The sequence below is a fragment of the Thermodesulfobacteriota bacterium genome, from assembly GCA_040756475.1.
In the GTDB taxonomy this organism is placed as follows: Bacteria; Desulfobacterota; Deferrisomatia; order Deferrisomatales; family JACRMM01; genus JBFLZB01.
Map to the genome: position 1 here is coordinate 1 of JBFLZB010000095.1, position 17,789 is coordinate 17,789.

General features: G+C 72.5%; 17 protein-coding genes. All 17 read right to left on the reverse strand.

Features of this window, described 5'->3' with window-relative positions; translation table 11 throughout:
* Positions 1-166 precede the first annotated feature (166 nt).
* Entirely contained in the window at positions 167-1,660 is a 1,494-nt protein-coding gene (locus tag AB1578_14010; protein ID MEW6489016.1) for a flagellar hook-basal body complex protein, read from the reverse strand.
* Between the two features lie 19 nt (positions 1,661-1,679).
* Positions 1,680-2,099, reverse strand: a complete 420-nt coding sequence (locus tag AB1578_14015) for a flagellar hook capping FlgD N-terminal domain-containing protein (protein ID MEW6489017.1) — start codon at positions 2,097-2,099, stop codon at positions 1,680-1,682.
* A 58-nt stretch (positions 2,100-2,157) separates the two neighbouring features.
* Positions 2,158-3,444 (reverse strand): flagellar hook-length control protein FliK, encoded by a 1,287-nt coding sequence (locus tag AB1578_14020; protein ID MEW6489018.1) that lies wholly within the window; start codon positions 3,442-3,444, stop codon positions 2,158-2,160.
* Positions 3,445-3,448: 4 nt separating this feature from the next.
* On the reverse strand, positions 3,449-3,994 hold the full coding sequence (locus tag AB1578_14025; GenBank protein MEW6489019.1) for a hypothetical protein: 546 nt from the start codon (positions 3,992-3,994) through the stop codon (positions 3,449-3,451).
* Positions 3,984-4,445 carry a flagellar export protein FliJ gene (fliJ, locus tag AB1578_14030; GenBank protein ID MEW6489020.1) on the reverse strand — a complete coding sequence of 154 codons (462 nt, stop codon included), beginning with the start codon at positions 4,443-4,445 and terminating at the stop codon, positions 3,984-3,986. Before fliJ ends, AB1578_14025 begins: the two co-directional genes overlap by 11 nt.
* Entirely contained in the window at positions 4,446-5,783 is a 1,338-nt protein-coding gene (locus AB1578_14035) for a FliI/YscN family ATPase (protein MEW6489021.1), read from the reverse strand. It abuts the gene before it with no gap.
* Positions 5,783-6,529, reverse strand: coding sequence for a FliH/SctL family protein (locus tag AB1578_14040; protein ID MEW6489022.1), 747 nt, complete (start codon positions 6,527-6,529; stop codon positions 5,783-5,785). Before AB1578_14040 ends, AB1578_14035 begins: the two co-directional genes overlap by 1 nt.
* A gap of 433 nt (positions 6,530-6,962) precedes the next feature.
* Positions 6,963-7,973 (reverse strand): flagellar motor switch protein FliG, encoded by a 1,011-nt coding sequence (gene fliG, locus AB1578_14045; GenBank protein ID MEW6489023.1) that lies wholly within the window; start codon positions 7,971-7,973, stop codon positions 6,963-6,965.
* The gene (gene fliF, locus AB1578_14050; GenBank protein MEW6489024.1) at positions 7,973-9,568 is read right to left on the reverse strand and encodes a flagellar basal-body MS-ring/collar protein FliF; all 1,596 of its coding nucleotides are present in this window, start codon (positions 9,566-9,568) and stop codon (positions 7,973-7,975) included. The genes fliG and fliF overlap by 1 nt, the downstream gene beginning before the upstream one ends.
* An 11-nt stretch (positions 9,569-9,579) precedes the next feature.
* The gene (fliE, locus tag AB1578_14055) at positions 9,580-9,876 is read right to left on the reverse strand and encodes a flagellar hook-basal body complex protein FliE (protein MEW6489025.1); all 297 of its coding nucleotides are present in this window, start codon (positions 9,874-9,876) and stop codon (positions 9,580-9,582) included.
* Positions 9,877-9,968: 92 nt separating this feature from the next.
* Entirely contained in the window at positions 9,969-10,385 is a 417-nt protein-coding gene (flgC, locus tag AB1578_14060; GenBank protein MEW6489026.1) for a flagellar basal body rod protein FlgC, read from the reverse strand.
* Positions 10,382-10,777, reverse strand: coding sequence for a flagellar basal body rod protein FlgB (gene flgB / locus AB1578_14065; protein MEW6489027.1), 396 nt, complete (start codon positions 10,775-10,777; stop codon positions 10,382-10,384). The genes flgC and flgB overlap by 4 nt, the downstream gene beginning before the upstream one ends.
* 186 nt (positions 10,778-10,963) lie before the next feature.
* Positions 10,964-12,328 (reverse strand): sigma-54 dependent transcriptional regulator, encoded by a 1,365-nt coding sequence (locus AB1578_14070; protein ID MEW6489028.1) that lies wholly within the window; start codon positions 12,326-12,328, stop codon positions 10,964-10,966.
* Between the two features lie 247 nt (positions 12,329-12,575).
* Positions 12,576-13,778: an ATP-binding protein gene (locus AB1578_14075; protein ID MEW6489029.1), complete on the reverse strand. Its 1,203-nt coding sequence runs from the start codon at positions 13,776-13,778 to the stop codon at positions 12,576-12,578.
* The gene (locus AB1578_14080) at positions 13,775-15,814 is read right to left on the reverse strand and encodes a hypothetical protein (GenBank protein MEW6489030.1); all 2,040 of its coding nucleotides are present in this window, start codon (positions 15,812-15,814) and stop codon (positions 13,775-13,777) included. The genes AB1578_14075 and AB1578_14080 overlap by 4 nt, the downstream gene beginning before the upstream one ends.
* A gap of 91 nt (positions 15,815-15,905) precedes the next feature.
* On the reverse strand, positions 15,906-16,793 hold the full coding sequence (locus AB1578_14085; protein ID MEW6489031.1) for a MinD/ParA family protein: 888 nt from the start codon (positions 16,791-16,793) through the stop codon (positions 15,906-15,908).
* Positions 16,790-17,789 (reverse strand): flagellar biosynthesis protein FlhF (locus AB1578_14090; GenBank protein MEW6489032.1); only part of this gene is annotated, 1,000 nt, incomplete at its 5' end. The genes AB1578_14090 and AB1578_14085, both read right to left, overlap by 4 nt.

Sequence of the window (17,789 nt, forward strand, 5' to 3'; positions counted from 1 at the left end):
AAGCGCCGCCGGCGACGCCGGCCACCAGCACCACGACGACCAGCAGCAGGATGACGCGCTTCTTGGGCATGGGACCCTTCCTTACCACGGTCTCGGACCGCAAACAAGCGAAGAGGGGAGGGCGGGTTTCCCGCCCTCCCCTCTTCGCCCCGAGGCGGAGAAATCTTTACCGCTTCAAGGCCAGCAGGTCCTGGAGCATCTCGTCGCTGGTGGTGATGATGCGCGAGTTGGCCTGGAACCCCCGCTGGGTGGTGATCATGCTGGTGAACTCCTGGGTGAGGTCCACGTTGGACATTTCCAGGAAGCCCGAGGCCACGCTCCCGCTGCCGCCGGTGCCGGCCACCACCACCGGAAAGCCGGAGCCCGAGGTGGGCGACTCCGCGAACTTGCCGGCCCCTATGGAGAGGAGCCCCTGGGGGTTGGGGACCATGGCGAGGGCCACCCGGGCGATCTCCTCGGTGGTGCCGTTCTCGAAGATCCCGATGATGGCGCCATCGCGGCTCACCGTGAGGGTCTCCAGGGCGGCGCCGCCCGGGGCCGTGGTGGAGAAGGTGAAGTAGTCGCCCTGGTTCGGGCCGGCCCCTCCCTGAAGGAACCGGTCCAGGGAGGCCGCGGCCACCCCCGCGCCGGTGCCGGGCCCGGTGGTGCTCCCGATGGCCGTGGAAACCAGGAGCGAGGCCTGGGGGTGGAGCCCCAGAACGGCGGCCACCTCGGCCTCGGTAGAGATCACCCGCCCCAGGGCGTCGGTGGCCAGGCCCACACTGATCTTGGTTCCCTGGACGGTGACCCCGAGGCTCTGGTTTACCCCGCGGTTGACGAGCTCCACGTGGATGTCGTTGCCCCCGGCCCCGAAGTCCAGGGCGGTGATCTGGAGGAAGTCGCCGTCCCCGTTGGTGTCGAGCTGGAGGTTTGCCAGGGCGGGCATCCCCCCGTTGACCACGAAGGTGCCCACGTCCGGGTCGGTGAAGGTCTGGCCCACGAGGATCGTGCCCTGCACCCCGCTGCGGGTGCCGGTGACCGTGAACTCGCCGGTGGCCGCGTTGGTGCACTCCACCCGCCACTCGTCGGTGACCGTGGTGGTGAACGGCACCACTCGCCCCAGGGAGGAGTCCCCCTGGTTCGGGCCCGCCACCGCCGGGGTGGCCGTGGCCAGCACGTTGGTGATGCGCCCGTCTCCCCGGCGGTCGAGGTTGATGAAGCTCAGCACGTCGCGGGCGGGGTCCACCACCCCGTTCTGGTCGGTGTCGACCCAGCCGTAGACCCGATCGCCGGTGTTGGTCACGAGGTTGAAGTTGTCATCCACCGAAAACGAGCCGGCCCGGCTGTAGAAGAAGTTCGCGCCCTGGCCCACCACGAAGAACCCCTGGCCCTCGATGGCCAGGTCCAGGCCGTTGCCGGTGCTCTGGAGGGCCCCCTGCCCCATGTTCTTGTCTACCGCCGCCAGCGTCATGCCCAGGCCGATCTGGAGGGGATTGCGCCCCCCTACGGCGTCGTTGGCGGCCCGGGCCCCCTGGAGGGTCTGGCTCAGGGTGTCCATGAAGGTCACCCGGCTGCCCTTGTAGCCGGGGGTGTTGACGTTGGAGATGTTGTTGCCCAGCACGTCCATGGCCTGCTGGTGGTTGCGGAGCCCGGAAATGCCCGAGTAGAAGGAACGCAGCATGATCCACCTCCTGTGGCGGTCAGAGTTCGGATACGGAGACGACGTCGGAGAAGGCCACCGTGTGTCCGCCCTCCAGGCCCAGGACGATGGTGCCGTCCCGGGCGTAGGCCACCTGCACGACCCGGCCGGAGACCGGCAGCTCTCCGATGCTCGCGTGGACGGTGCGGCCGATGAGGGCGGCGGCGGTGGAGCGCCCGTAGAGGGCGGCCTCGGCCGCGCTGCTCGCGGCCTTGGTGTTGAGGTTCACCAGTTGCTCCACGGTGGAGAACTGGGCGGTCTGGGCCAGGAAGTCGTCTCCCCCCAGGGGACTCAGGGGATCCTGGTACTTGAGCTGGGATACGAAGAGCTTGAGGAACTGCTGGAAGTCCCCCAGGGTGGTCTGGGAAGGGCTCTGCTGGGCTCCCGGGGAAGCCCCCGGTCCGGTACCCATGATCTGCATGGCGCGTCTCCTGTCCGAAAGAATTTCGCAGGCTGCCGCGAATCAGGCGTGCGTCTCTTCAGATGAGGGCCTCGAAGCCCCAGGGCCTCCACAGGTGGGCCCGGACGGCCAGGTCTTCGCCCTCGCCCGCCGCGGCCTGGGGGCCTCCCCCCCGGCGGGACCGGTGGGCGGGTCCCTTCCCGGCTCTCTCTCCGCCGGCCTGGCGGTCGTCCAGATCCACCTGCACGTGGACCAGGTTCACCCCCCGGGTCTCCAGGGCCTGGCGCAGCAGCGGCATCTCGGTGCTGAGGGCCTGGTGGGCCTGGGGGTTCTCCACCCGGAGGTGGGCGGTAAGGCCCGCCCCCGCAGGCTCCCGGGCCAGGACGACCTCCACCTTTCCCAGGTGCTCGGGTTCCAGGCGCACGGTGACCCGGTCGCCCCCCCGGGACACGGCCATGCGCACCGCGTGGGCCACCTGGTGGGGCGGGGGCGGGGCGGGCTGGGGCCGGGGCCCGGAAGCCTCCCGCGCGCCCTCCGGCGGCGCAGCAGCGGCTCCCCGGGGGGCCTCGGGGGCAGGGGTCTCCCCCGGGCGCGCCGTCTTGGCGAGCCCGTCTGCGCCTTCCGGGAGCTCCCGCCCGGGGGCGCGAGGTCCGGTCACGGCGAGGGCGTCGTCCGAGGCCGCCTCGGGGCCCTGGCGTCCAGGCCCGGCGGCGGCCTCGGCCTCTCGGCGAAGCCAGAAGCCCCACAGGCGCTCTGCCCGGCCCCTCTCGCCGGGCTCCTGGAGCACCGACTCCCGCAGGCTCTCGGGGAGCCCCCGGGCCCAGCCCGGCCCCTGCCGGACAGGTGGTACGGGTCGGCCGGCTCCCTCGAAGGAGGGGTCCTGGCCGCCGGGCCCGGACGCCGAGGTTCCCCGATGGGGCGCCGGCCATGGGGAAGGGGCCGCGGGCGGCGCCCGGTCTGTGCCGGGCCCGGGGAAGGCGGCCGGGGTGGCTTGCTTGGCTTCGGGGCGGGCAGGGGTTGCGGTTGCGGGGACGATCCATTCGACCGGGCCGGCCCAGATCCCCGCTCGGTCCCCGTCTGCCTCCTCGGGGAAAGCGCTTTCGGACTCCGCGTCCGGGGGCATCGGGAGCGTCGTGAGGAGGTCGCCGATCCCGAGGGGGGCAAAGGAGGCCGGCTCGCCCGCGGCCGAGGCCAGGGCCGCGCCGAACAGGGGCCCAAAGGAGATGGGCTCGAGGCCCGGTGCGGAGACCGAACCGGCCGCCTTGGAGCGGGAGGTCCCGGAGGGGGTGTCCGGGGTCGTTGCGGGCGGGGGAGTTCGCGAAGCAGGGGGGGCGGCGGGGGCGGCCGGGACTACGGTTGCTTCCACGGGCTCACTCTCCTCGGGCGCGCCTCCCCTCCTCCAAACGGCGGGTGAGCTCGCGGACCCGGTCCTTGGGCATCAGGTCGAAGATCTTTCCCACGGCGCGGCCCGGAAGCCGCTCGAGGATGGCGACGGCCATGTCGTCTTCCATCCCCTCCAGGGCCAGGGAGGCCTCCCGGGGCTTCATGGCCCCGTAGACCCGGGAGATCTGCTGGAGGCGTTCGTCCACCAGCGTGTCGCGCCGGGCGATGTCGGCCTCCACCTGCTGGCGTAGCGCCTCCAGGCGCTGCTGCTCTGCCGCCAGCTCCTGCTTGGCGGCATCCAGGGCCCGGAGCAGGGCCGCCAGGGCTTCCCCTTCCCGGGCCAGCTCCAGCCGCCTCTGGTCGATCTGCCGATCCAGCTCTTGCAGGAGGCGTGCCTTGGCCTCCACGCTCTCGACACTCTCCCGAAAGGCTTGCGGTTGCTGGGCTGGAGAGGGGAGGGCGGCGGGAGGAGCCAGGCACAGGAGGATGGCCAGGAGCGCCCGGGGGGGCAGGGAACGGACCTCAGGGGCCATGGCTTTCCTCCTCCCGCGCGCGGTGGCGCGACACCGCGAGCTCGTCGATCCGAAGGGCGTCCTTGCGGGCCTCGGCGGCGCGCCAGGCCTCCTGGTCGCGCTCCCGGAGCTTCTCCAGGGACTGCCGGGCCTGGTGGGCCTCCCGAAGCGCCTCGGCCGCCTGGGCGGCGCGCCGAGACGCCGCCTCGGCTTCTGCCGCGGCCTGCTCGATCCGGCGGCGCTGCCCCGCCGCGTGCAGGGAGTGGAGGTAGAGGGTATCGGGGGTGAGGGCGTCGGTCCGCTTGAGGTCGTCGAGCTCCTCCCGGGAGCGGCGCAGGCCGGCCCTCAGGGCCTCCAGGCGGGCCAGGGCGCCCTGGAGCTCTTCCTGCGCCCTGGCGTGGCACTGTTGGGCCGCCTCCTCCTGGATGCAGCGCACGGAGAGGACCTTCTCCAGACGAAAGACGAACCCCACCTAACCCTCCTCGGGAAAGAGCGCGGCGAGGGCCTGGAGGACCCCCTCGGGGGTCCAGGCTTCCTCCATTGCCTGGGTGAGAAACGCCTCCATTCGTGCGCGCTTCTCCAGGGCCTCGTCCACGTCGGGATTGGTGCCGGGTTGGTACGCTCCGATGCTGATGAGGTCCTCCGCACCGCGGTACGCCGCGAGCAGCCTGCGCATCCGGCCGGCGGCCTGCCGGTGGGAGGGAGGAACGATGTCCATCATCAGGCGGCTGGCCGAGGCGAGCACGTCCACTGCCGGGTAGTGGTTGCGGGCCGCGAGGTTGCGGGAGAGGACCACGTGGCCGTCGAGGATGGAGCGCACGGTATCGGCCACCGGGTCGTTCATGTCGTCGCCCTCCACGAGCACCGTGTAGAGCCCCGTGATGGAGCCCTGGCCCCGCTCCCCCATCCCCGCCCGCTCCATGAGCCGGGGCAGGGCCGCAAACACGCTGGGCGTGTAGCCCTTGGTGGTGGGGGGCTCGCCGATGGCCAGCCCTACCTCGCGAAGCGCCATGGCGAACCGGGTGGCCGAGTCCATGAGGAGGAGCACGTCCTTGCCCTGGTCCCGAAAATATTCGGCCACCGATGTGGCGACCAGGGCGCCCCGGGCCTTCACCAGGGGCGACTTCTCCGAGGTGCTCACCACGACCACCGAGCGGCGGATTCCCTCCTCTCCCAGGTCTCGCTCGATGAACTCGCGCACCTCGCGGCCCCGCTCGCCGATCAGGGCGATCACGTTGACATCCGCGGAGGTGTTGCGGGCGATCATCCCGAGCAGCACGCTCTTGCCCACCCCGCTGCCGGCGAAGATCCCCATGCGCTGGCCCTTGCCGCAGGTGAGCAGCCCGTCGAGGACCTTGACCCCGGTGCCCAGGGTCTCCCGGATGCGGTCCCGGGCGATGGGGTTGAGCTCGCGGCCGTAGAGGGGGTACTTGCGCCGGCACCCGGGGGGGCCCCGCTCGTCGATGGGGTTGCCGGTGCCGTCGATGACGCGGCCCAGGAGCTCGTCCCCCACCTGGCACAGGCTGGGGCTCCCCGTGGCGACGACCCGGCTTCCCGGCTGGATTCCCCTCATGTCCCCGTAGGGCATGAGGAGGATGCGTCCCTCCCGGAAGCCCACCACCTCGCAGGGAATCGCCCGCTGCCGCTCGAAGGCGCTCCCCTCGGGGTGCACCAGGCAGATGTCGCCCACGGGCGCGTTGGGGCCCGAAGCCTCCACGACCATCCCCACCACCTGCACGACCTTGCCGTGGGGGCGCAGGATCTCGGTGGCGGCGACGGAGCGCAGCTCCTCCGAGAGATCCAGCCCCATCAGGCGCTCCGAAGGGACCGGGCGAGCTCGGCCAGCTGGGTCTCCAGGCGGGCGTCGATCTCGGCGGTGGGCGTCTGGACGAGGCAGCCCCCGGGCTTTACGGCGGGGTCCTCGAGGACGGTGAGCTTGTGGATGCCGTCGAAGGATTCGAGGATCCGCGGCTTGGCCTCCACCAGGCTGCGCAGGTCCTGGGGGTGGATGCGGATGGTGAGCTGCTCTCGGTCGCTGAGGAGCTGGAGGGCCCGCTCCACCACCCGGATCACGGCCTCCTCGTCTCCCGCGGCCAGGGGGCCCAGCAGCCGGTTGACCAGCGCCAGGCACAGCTCCACCACCTGGTCGCGGGCCTCCCGGTACAGGGCCTCCTTGTATCCGGCCAGCTCCGCGGCGGCGCGGCACAGGTCCTCGGCAGCCTTCTCCAACGTCTTGCGGCCTTCGGCCAGGCCCGTCTCGAGACCCTTCCGGTGTGCCGCGGCCGTAAGACTCCGGGCTTCCTCCCGGGCAGCACCCATGAGGGCTTCCGCCTCCCTGCGCGCCTCGGCAAGGGCTGCCTGGGCCGGGTCGGCCGGCGCCTGGGCGCTGGTGGAGTCCCCCGGGAGGCCGTCGAGCTCGGCCCACCGGTAGGCCCGCACCGGGGCCCCGGGGGTCGGGCCCTTCGAGCCTGGCTGGCCGGGCGGGTCGGCCGGCGGGCCGGATTCGAGGTCGGCCCACGAGAATGGGCGGATGTCGGTGGGGGAAGTCTTGGTCACCTCGTTCCTCTGGAAAGCCTGGCGCGGTCTTGCCTCAGATCGCCGCAGTGAGCGGGCCGAGGGCCTCCCCTCCGGCGGCGCAGGATCCCGCGAGCTTCTGGATGGTCCTTGGCATTCCAGCGGGGGAGGGGACGGGCATCCCGTGTCTGCTGGGGCATCGCCACAGCCGCCTGCGCCGCCTCCGGGGAGACCCCCGGCCCGCCCCCGAACATTGCATGGCAATTCGGGTGGGTGAAGCGAATCGGACCCGCCATGTTCGGAGAGGTCCGGGGAGAAACGTGACGCATGGTCCAAGACCTCTGGTTTTCAAGGATTTCCAGGATTCGCCTCAGACCGCCCAGGCGTGTCAGTCCCAATTTCCCTACCCGATCCAAATTGAAATCGATATCGGGATGGAAATCGATGTCGATTTCCATCCCGGGGAGCCGGCGGGTCAGCTGATGTACTCGTCCTCTTCGCCGGCAGCGAGCACGATGACGCCCTCCTCCTCCAACTGGCGGACGATCTCGGTGATGGCCGACTGGGACTCGTTGACTTCGCTCACCTTTGTCGGGCCCATGAACGACATCTCCTCCTTCATGGTCTCCACGGCGCGGGAGCTCATGTTGCGGAAGAACTTCTGCCGCAGGTCCTCGCTGGCGCCCTTGAGCGCCACGATGAGCACGTGTTTGTCGGCCCGCTTGAGGATCTCCTGGAGGGCCCGGTCCGGGAGGTACGAGATGTCGTCGAAGACGAACATGAGCTGGCGGATGTGGGCGGCGAGCTCGGGGTTCTCCTGCTCGAGCTTGTCGAGGATGTTCTTGGACTCGGCGCGGCCCATGCGGTTCAAGACCTCGGCCACGGTCTTGACCCCCTGCACCTCGATGGAGGAGCCGGCCATGGCCACGAGCTTCTTGTCGAGCACCGAAGAGACCTTCTTCACCACGTCGGGGCTGATCTCTTCCAGATTCGCCATGCGCCGGGCCACCTCTACCTGGAGGTCGGAGGGCAGGCTGGCGATGGCGTGGGCCGCCTTGCTCACGTCCAGGTGGGAGAGGACGAAGGCGATGGTCTGGGGGTGCTCCTTCTGGATGATCTTCGACAGGAGCCGCGGGTCGGCCTTGCGCAGGTTGGAGAAGCCCGGCCCCTGGTCCAGGTACTTGGTGAGGCGGTCCAGGATCTCGCGGCAGCGCTCCGGGGGGAGGCTCTTGCGCAGGACCTTCTTGGCGTACTCCACGCCCCCCTGGAGCACGTAGCTGCGGGCCAGGGCCAGGGTATGGAACTCCTCCAGGATCGCCTGCGCCTCCTCGCTCGTCGCCTTCTCCAGAACGGCAATTTCGCGGCTCAGCTCCTGGATTTCCTCGTCCCTCAGGTGGGGGAAGACCGCCTCGGAGGCGCTCTCCCCGAGAGCCACCAGGAGCACGGCAGCCTTGCGCACGCCGGAGGAATCGCCGGCCTCGGCCATCACTCCTCCGTCATCCAGCTTCGGATGAGCTGGGCGGCGACCTCGGGCTCGGTCTGGACCATCTCGGACAGCCGCTTCTTGAGGGCTTCGCGCTTCATCGTCTCGGACGGGGTCGTCTCGTCCAGGGCGAAGGGCTGTCCCGCCCCCTCGGCCGCGAGCTGTCGCTCCAGCTCGGCCACGGTGACCGGGCCCGTGACCTCGGGCCCCCGGGACGCGGAGCCGAGCCACCGCAGGAGCGGCCGGGCCACCCCCGCCACGAGCAACAGCGCGACGAACGCCACGGCGCCGTACCGGATCAGGCTCGAGAGGAGCTCAGGACCCCAGAGCCCCCGAGGTTCGTCCAGGACCTCCGCGGGGCGGAAGGGGATGCTCGTGACCTCCACCTCATCTCCCCGCGCCGCATCGAAGCCCACGGCCTTTTCCACGAGGGAGCGCAGCCGGGAGAGCTCCTCGGCGCCGCGGGGCACGAACTCCTTGGCGCCGTCGGCGCCTTCCCGGTAGGTGCCGTCCACCGCCACCGCAGCCGTGAGCCGGGTGAGGGCTCCCGGGGTGCGCTGCACCCGGGTCACCCTCTTGGAGACCTCGTAGTTGACGGTTTCGGTCTCCCGGGTCGAAGAGCCCGCCCCCGTGCCGGCCTCCGGGCCGGCCCCCGCCACGTTCGCGGCCACCCCGGGCACCCCCGCGGGCCCGCCGGGGCCCGTGCTCGACTCGCTCTGGCGCTCCTCGCTGCGCACCGCCACCGCCTCGGGGTCGAAGACCTCGGAGGTCTCCTCCACCCGGTCGAAGTCGAAGCGGGCCGACACCTGCACGACCGCCGCTCCCGATCCCAGCACGCGTTCGAGCATCTCGCGCACCCGGCGCTCCGCCTCCTTCTCGTACGCCCGCTTGTACTCGAGCTGGCTCGCGGCCAGGAGCCCCGGCTCGTCGCCCGAGGCCTGGTAGAGGACGTTGCCCTGGGTGTCCACCACCGTGACCGCCCCGGGCTCGAGCCCCTGCACGCTGGAGGCCACCAGGTACACGACGCCCTGGATCTGTTTGCCGCCCAGGCGCCGGCCCGAGCCGAGCTGGAGGACCACGGAGGCCGTGGCCGGCTGCTGCTCCGACTCGAAGAGCCGCCGCTCGGGGAGCACCAGGTGGACCCGGGCACCCTCCACCCCTTCGAGGCGGCGGATGGTTCGGGTGAGCTCACCTTCCAGGGCGCGGGTGAAGTTGACCTTCTGGGCGAAGTCGGTCATGCCGAAGCCCGACTGGTCGAAGATCTCGAACCCGACCACACCCCCCTGGGGGACCCCCTCGCCCGCGAGCTGGAGGCGCAGGTCGTACACCCGCCCCGAGGGGACCATCACGGTGCGGCCCCCGTCCTGGAGGCGGTAGGGGACCCCTGCCCCCTGCAGCCGCTCCACCACCTGGGCGGCGTCGTCCACCGAGAGCCTCCCGTAGAGCACCGCGTAGTCGGGGGAGCCCGCCCAGAAGACGAGCGCAGCAAAGCCCGCGGCCAGGGCTGCGGCCACGGCGAGAAAGACGGCGCGCTGGGCGGCGCTGAGGCCGCCCCACAGCCGGCCGGACTGGGCGAGGGCACTGTCCCAGAACGCCACCGGTCAGGTCCTCACACCTGCATCCGCATGACTTCCTGGTAGGCGTCGAGGATCTTCTGGCGCACTTCCATCATGAGCTTGAAGGATACGTCGGCCTTCTCGATGGCCACCATGGCCTCCTGGATTCCCACGTCTCCCCCCTGGGCGATCTGGGTCACCGCGGCGTCGGCGTCCTTCTGGAGGGCGTCCACCTTCTGGAGGCTCTCCGAGAGGAACTCCCCGAAGCCCTTTGCGCCCGCGGGCCCCCTGGCCCGGGCCGCCTCGCCCGGCAGCGCCCCCGCGCTGAGCCCCGTCAGTTCCTTCACCATGGTGAGCTCCTTTGGGTCGTGAAGCGTGAGACGTAAAGCGTGAAGCGTTCCCTGCTCCCCCCTTACGCTTCACGTCTCACGTCTCACGGCCTTCAAATTTCCAGCGCCCGCAGCATGAGGTTCTTGGTGGCCTCCATCACGGTCACGTTGGCTTCGTAGGACCGGGAGGCGCTGAGCAGGTTCACCATCTCCACCACCGGGTCCACGTTGGGGTAAGCCACGTATCCCTGGGGGTTGGCGTCGGGGTGGCCGGGTTCGTAGCGCAGCTGGGGCGGTTGGACGTCCTCCACCACCCGGGACACCCGCACCCCCCGCCCGGCAGCGGCCAGCGCGGTGCGAAACGACGCAGGCGCCGCGGTCTCGAAGACCACGTCCCGGCGGCGGTAGGGGCCGCCGTCGGCCGTTCGGGTCGTCCCGGCGTTGGCCAGGTTCGAGGCCACGGCCTCCATGCGCAGGCGCTGGGCGCCCAGGGCCGAGGAGGCGATCTCCATCACGCGGAAGAAGCTCACGGCGCGGCCCTCCCGGTAATGGCTTCCTTGAGCTTGCGGAACCTCCCCCCCAGGGCCCGGGTGAGGAACTGGTACTCGATCTGGTTGCGCGCCAGGAGCGCCATCTCCCGATCCACGTCCACGTCGTTGCCGTCGCGCCGGGGCTCTCCCCCCGAGAGCACCACCCGGTCGGCGCCGGGCATCCGCGATCCCTGCCGGTGGCCGGGGTGGGTCACGGCCAGGGGCAGCCCCGCCCGCCCCAGCGCCCCCGCGAAGGACACGTCCACCGCCCGGTAGCCGGGGGTATCGGCATTGGCGATGTTCGAAGCGATGGCCCCGTGGCGGCTGGACCGGTACTCCAGGCCCCGCACGGCCGGCGCGATCGAACGGTCCACGGCGTCGAGAAGCCCCACGGTACACCTCCTGCGAAGCGGCTGTCCAGAATGCCGGCCCGCCCGGGGTCCGGGCAGGGGCGCCCCTCGGTCCGAGAGCATAGCAAGTTGCGTTCCACGCCGGTCACCTCCCGGAATGCCCGCGCCCGGCGCCCCCGGGCCCCGCGGGCACCGCCTTCGGGGGGGAGCGCTTCTGCCCCCCGGGGGTCAGTCCTCTCCCTCCGGGGGTCCCTCGGGTCCGTCGGGGGCCTCCACTCCGTAGTCCCGCAGCCGCTGGCGCAGGGTCTTGACGTTGATCCCCAGGGCCCGGGACGTGGCCTTCTTGTTGCTCCCGTGCTTCTCGAAGGCGGCCAGGATGATGCGCCGCTCCATGTCCTCCAGGGTCCCCTGCACCTCCATGCCGGCGTCCGGGCGCCCCGGCCCTCCGCCCAGGCGCAGGTGCCGGGGCTCGAGGGGCGCGCCCCGGGCGACGATGGCAGCCCGCTCCACGGCGTTCTGGAGCTCCCGCACATTGCCGGGCCAGTCGTGGGCGGCAAGGGCCGCCTCCGCGGCGGGGGTGAGCCGGGTGGGGGGCAGCCCGTTGACCCGGCAGGAGGACTCCAGGAAGTGGGCCGCCAGGGGCACCACGTCGCCCCGCCGGGAGCGCAGGGGGGGAATCTCGATGGGCAGCACGTGGAGGCGGTAGTAGAGGTCCTCGCGAAAGCGCCCCTTGCGCACCTCCCCGGGCAGGTCCCGGTTGGTGGTGGCGATGACCCGCAGGTCCAGGGGCAGGGGCTTGCGCCCCCCCACCCGCTCCACCTCGCGCTCCTGGAGCACCCGCAGGAGCTTGGCCTGGAGGGCGGGCTCCATCTCGCTCACCTCGTCGAGCAGGATCGTCCCCCCCTGGGCCTGCTCGAACTTCCCCGCCCGTGCCTCCCCCGCCCCCGTGAAGGACCCCTTCTCGTGGCCGAAGAGCTCGCTCTCCATGAGGTTGGCCGGGATGGCGGCGCAGTTGACCGCCACGAACGCCCCACGGACCCAAGGGGAGAGCTCGTGGATGCGCCGGGCCACCACCTCCTTGCCGGTGCCGCTCTCCCCGGTGAGGAGAACGGTGGCCTTGGAGGCCGCCGCAGCCTCCACCAGGGCCAGGACCTCCGCCATGGCCGGGTCTGCGGCGAGGAAGCCCGCGGTCGCCCCCGAGGAGGCCAGGGCCGGGGGCGCCGGGAGCGCCCGGGCCAGGGCTCCGGCGACCTTGGCCAGGAGTACGTCGGGGCCGAAGGGCTTTTGCAGGAAGTCCGACGCCCCCCGCTTCATGCTCTCCACCGCGGTGTCCACGGTGCCGTGGGCGGTGATGACCAGGGCCGGCGTGTGGGGGGCCGCGGCGGAGAGCCGCTCCAGGAGCTCGATCCCGTCCACCCGGGGCATGCGCAGGTCCGTCACCACCAGGTCGAAGGTCTCTCCCTTGAGCGTGTCCAGCGCCTCCTGGCCGTCCCGGGCCAGGGTACACGCGTAGCCCGCCTTGCGCAGGGTGAGCTCCAGCGCCAGGCGCATCTCGCCGTCGTCGTCTACCACGAGAATCTTGCGCTGCTCCAAGGAGGACTCCTGTTTGCGCGTTGTGTGTTGCCCGTTGCCCGTTGCGCGTTGGAGAGAAAGCGTTGTGGCCAGGGGCGTCCTCGGACCGCCGAGGCCTGCGCTCGCCCCCCCTCACAGCCTATCGGTATAGGGATCGGGATCGAAACCGACGTCGATACCGATACCGATACCGAGGGGCGGCGTGTCCGTCCACTGCGTCCACGATGTCCACTCCGTCCATGATGTCCACGCTCCCCCCTCCGCCTCCCTACCCTGCGGCGGGCAGGCCCACCGTGAACTCGGCGCCGCCCAGGGGGCCCCGCCCCACCGAGACCCATCCGCCGTGGGCGGAGACGATGCGCTGGACGATGGCGAGCCCCAGGCCCATGCCCCCGGCCCGGGTGGTGTAGAAGGGGTCGAAGATCCGCTCCCGCGCTTCCGCCGAGACCCCGGGTCCGTCGTCCAGCACCCGTGCCAGGGCCACGGGGGGCGTCTCGGCGGGGTCCAGGGCCGACTCTACCCGGATGACCCCCCCTTCGCCCACGGCCTGCACCGCGTTGAGGAGCAGGTTCAGGAAGGCCTGCCGGAGCAGATCCGGGTCGGCCGCCACCGCGGCCGGCCCGAGGGCCTCTTCCAGGCGCACCCCCTTGGCCGAGATCGCGGCGCGGGCGTACAGCGCGGCCTCCCGCAGCACCCCGGCCAGGTCCACGGGGGCGCGCTGGGGCTCCACCTTGCGGGCGAAGAGGAGCAGGTTCCCCGTGATCCGCGAGAGGTTCTGGATGCCCTTGAGCACATGGCCCGCCAGCTCCTCCCGAGGGGTCCCCCGGAGCTCGTCCAGGAGGTGGGACGCAAAGAGCTCCAGGCTCCCCAGGGGATTTCGGATCTCGTGGGCGATGCCCGCGGCCATCTCGCCCATGGCCACCAGGCGGCGGTTGCGGCTCTCCTGCTCCTCGAGACGCTTGAGGCGCGTCACGTCCTGGAAGACCACCACCCGGCCCAGGAGCTGCCCCCCCTCTCCCCGAAACGGAGAGACCCGAAGCCCCAGGAGCCGCCTCTCCCCGTCGGGCCGCAGGATGGCCACCTCGGGCCGGGGCTCGCCCTCCAGGTCCTCCAGGGTGGGAACCGGGGCCCCGCCGGTGCCCTCCAGGGGGAAGAGTTCCCGGAAGGTCGCCCCCAGGGTGCCCTCCGGGAGCCCGGTGATCTCCCGCGCGGCGGCGTTCAGGGTCGTGATGCGGCCCTCCGGGTCCACCGCCACGACCCCGCTGGGCACGCTCTGGAGCAGGTGCTCCAGGTACCCGGCAAGGCGGTTGCGCTCGGCCCGGGAGTCTCCGAGCTCCCGGTCCTTGGCCTCCAACTTGTGCCGGAGCTCCCGGACCTCTTCCTGGAGGGCTTCGTAGGAGCGCCGCAGCTTGTGGGTGGTCTCCTCGAAGAGCGCGATGGCGGCCTTGAGGTCGGCGGCGGGCACGCTCACGGGCGCCCCCCTGCTGCGGGGGGCCCAGGAAGCCCGGGGGGGAACCCGGCCAGGTCCAGGTGCACCCGCGCGAGCCCCGAGAAGAGCGGCGCCCCCTCTGCCGCCAGGGCCTCCCACAGGGCCCGGGCCTCGGCGGGCCGTCCTGCGGCTCGTTCCGCCAGGGCCAGGACGTAGCGGTCCTCGGGGCCGAGCTCGGACACGCCCCGCAGGAGGCTCGCGGCCGTCCGGGCCTCGCCCAGGGCATAGCGCAGCCGGCCCTCGGGGAGCCGCTCCCCGGCCTCCCACGCCTCCCGCTCCGGCCCCGGCGGCAGGGTCTCCCACGCGCGCCGGCGGCTCTGGAGGGCCTCGAGCAGGTCGGCAGCCGAGCGCTCCGGGGCCAGGAGCCCGTCGGCCTCGGCCAGGAGCTCGGCCTTCTCGGAGGGCCCGGGGGCCACCCCGATGGCCTCCAGGTACGTCCGCCGAGCCTGGTCCCGGTTACCGGAAGAGGGGGAGGAGGGGGAGGAGGCCTCTCGCCGGGCCAGGGCCCGGTAGGCGCGCCAGTCCCTTCGGGTCTGGGCCAGGCGCCGCAGGGCCTGGAGGTCTCCTTCGGCCGCCCGGGTCCGGAGGATTCGGGCTTCGAGCTCCGGGGGCGCGAGGGCCCGGGTGCCCCGGGCCTGGAGCTCTTCGTACAGGGTCCGGGCAAGGGATGGGGTTCCCAGCGCCTCGTAGGCCTCGGCGGCCGCCGAGGCGAGAGGGCCGGTCTCCCGGGTCGGGACCCAGGCGGCTGCCTCCCGGAAGGTCTCGTAGGTGAGGGCCACTTCCGCGAAGGCGCTCGCGGCCAGGCGGGCCGTCAAGTGTCCTTCGAGGGCGGTCACGAAGTCCTCGTAGGCCCGGCCCGATTCGGGGGTCTCGGGATAGGTGCGAAACACCCGCACCAGGAGGCTCAGGGCCTCCAGCTCTCGGCCCTCGCGGCGCGCCAGGCCGGCCAGGCCCCGCAGGGCGCGCTGCGCGGCCAGGGGGTCGCGCGCCGCGGCGATCTCTTCGAGGGAAGGCTGGGGGCGGTAGAAGACCCGGTACGCGGGAAAGGGCTCGGTCAGGTCCACCCGGTCGGCATGCTCTGCCCCCAGGAGCGCCAGGCGCAGCACCGCCTCCCGCGCCCCCTCCAGGGTGGTGCCCCCGGCCAGGAGCACGGCATAGGTGCGGGCGGCGCGCGCCACGTCGCCCCGCGCCTCCCAGATCTCGCCCACCCGAAGCTGCGCCCGGGCCCCTTCCCAGGTGCCGTGCCGGCTCTCGGCCAGGGTCTCGAGGACCTGCACGGCATCCCCCGCGTGGCCGTCGCGAAGCAGCCCCTCGGCCAGGGCGTGGCCGGTCTCGGCCCGGACGAGCCACCCCTGGGGTTCCAGGGCCCGGGCTTCCCGGAACCGGAGGCGGGCGGCCGGCTCGGTCCCCAGGGCGGCCTCCGCCTCGCCCAGGAGGTAGAGGACCAGGGCGCGGCCGGGCTCTTCGGGGTACGCCTGGAGCCAGGAGAGGAAGGCGTCGCGGGCTTCGGCGGTCCGCCCGCCCTCGTGGGCCAGGGCCGCCAGGTCGAACCGCAGGGCCGGCGTCCAGGGGCCCTCGGGCCCCCCCAGGGCCTCCCGGTACCCGGCCTCGGCTTCCCGGTCGAACCCGAGCCCCCGGTGGATGTTCGCCAGCATGAAGCGCACCCAGGCGAGCTCGGCCGGGTCGCCGGTCCCGGTCTCGAGGGAGCGGTAGAGCCGCTGGGCCTCGAAGACCGCCTCACCCCCCACCTGGTAGAGGGCGTCGGCCCGGAGCCCCTGGAGGAGCCGCCCCGGGGGGCCGTCCTGCACGGGGCTCCGTGCCAGGACAAAGGCAACGCGCTCCGGATCCGTCCCCAGGAGCCCCCGGGCCTCGCTGACCAGGGAGGTCAGCTCCTGGGCCACCGGCCCCCGGGCAAAGGGGCTCCAGCCCGGCTCCACCCGGGCCAGGAGGCGCGCGCTCGCCGGAGCGCTGCAAAGCAGCGCCGCACCGAGCAGGGCGAGGGCCAGGAAGCGCTTCATCGTGCGGTCGGTCCCAGCTGGGGCGAGGGGCCTTGCCCCCATGGGACGCATGGGACCTATGGGACTTATGGGATGACCCATCCTTCCGCCTTCATCTTTCCTCCTTTTGCCTTCCGAGGAGTCTTTCCCAGAATCCCTCTTCGGCAGGGGGAGGCGCGGACTCCAGCAGGGCTTCGGCCAGGGCCTCCACGCAGCGGCTCGCGGCGCATCGGGGGTAGGCCAGCACGAAGGGGGCCTGGCGGCGGGCGGAGCGGCCCACGTGCTCGTCCCGGGCCACGTGCCCCAGGTAGGCCAGGCGCCGGCGCAGGAAGCGCATTACCACCTCGTCGAGCCGGGCATGCACCGCCTGGCCCTCCCCGGCGCCGGCGACCCCGTTGACCACCAGGCGCACCTCCACCCCGGGGTCTTGCGCCCACACGACCTTGGCCAGGCCGTAGGCGTCGGTCAGGCTCGTGGGCTCGGCGTTGGTGACCAGGAGCACCTCCCGGGCGGCCCGGCACAGATCCACCACGTTGCGCCCGATGCCCGCGGCGGCGTCCAGGAGGAGGAAGTCCTGACCGTCCGTGAGGGGCGCCAGGGCCTCCAAGAGCCCGCGGCGCTCCTCGCCCCCCAGGTCCGCCAGGGCCTGTACCCCCGAGGCGCCCGAGATCACGCGCAGGCCGGGGGAGGCCTCCACCACGACCTCTTCGGCCCGGGCTTCTCCCCGCAGCAGATGCCCCAGGTTGCGCGGGGGGTTGAGGTTGAGGAGGATGTCGAGGTTGGCGAGCCCAAAGTCCGCGTCGAGCACCGTGACCCGCCGGCCCCTCCGGGCGAGCACCGCCCCCAGGTTGGCCACCAGGCTGGTCTTCCCCACGCCCCCCTTGCCGCTGGCCACCGCCAGCACCCGCCTGGGCGGGGACGCCAGGGCAGGCGCCGTCTCCCCATCCTCGGCTCGCGCCCGGGCGGCCAGCTCCCGCAGCCGCTGGGCCTGGTCCCTCACGGGCCCGCCTCGCGCTCCCGGCTCCCGGCCAGGCCGCCCGACAGGTACCGGGCCACGGCCTCCGGGGTCGCCTCTTCGATGTCGTCGGGTACGTTCTGGCCCGTGGTGAGGTAGCTCAGGGGGAGCCGCGAGACCACCGGCAGGCCCAGCAGCGGCCCGTGGCACTCGGTCTCGTCGAGCTTGGTCAGCAGGAGACGCGAGGCCCTGAGGTCCGCGTAGTGCCGCAGGATCTTCTCCAGGTCCCGGGTCCGGGTGGTCACGGAGAGCACCAGGTGCACCTCCACGGGCACCTGGGGGGGGAACAGGGCCAGGAGCTCCCCCAGGGCCGCTTCGTCCCGGGGGCTCTGCCCGGCGGTGTCCACCAGGATGAGCTCCCGGTCCGAAAGATCCTCCACGGCGCTCTGGAACCCCGGGGCATCCAGGGCCACCCGCAGGGGGACGTCCATGATCCGGGCGTAGGTCTTGAGCTGCTCCACCGCCGCGATCCGGAAGGTGTCCACGGTGATGAGGCCCACCCGGGCGCCGTCCTGCAGGGCGAAGCGGGCCGCGAGCTTGGCGACGGTGGTGGTCTTTCCCACCCCCGTGGGGCCTACCAGGGCCACCACCCGGGGGCCCTCCCCCCGGCGCCCCTCTCCCCGGGGCAGTGTCCCCCCCGCCACCTTCACCGTGCGCCGCACGAGCTCCCGGAAGGCCTCGGCCTCCCTCCCCTCGGCAATTCCCCCGGCCTCGAGCTTCTCCTGGAGGAAGGTGAGGATGCGCGCGGCGAGCGCCCGGTCGAGATCCGCCGCCTCCAGGTGGTCGTGGAGGCGCTGGAGCCCGGGGGCGAGGCGGAAGCGGTCGAAGCGGGAGGTCTGCTCCAGGAGGCGGTCGAGCTTCTCCGAGAGCGACCGCACGTCGCGGCTGAGGGCCTCGTGCCCGCTGGAACGGGGGCGGCGGCCCACCACGGCGAGCTCCTCGCGCAGGCTGTCCAGGTCGGCCTGGAGCGCGAGCAGCGGC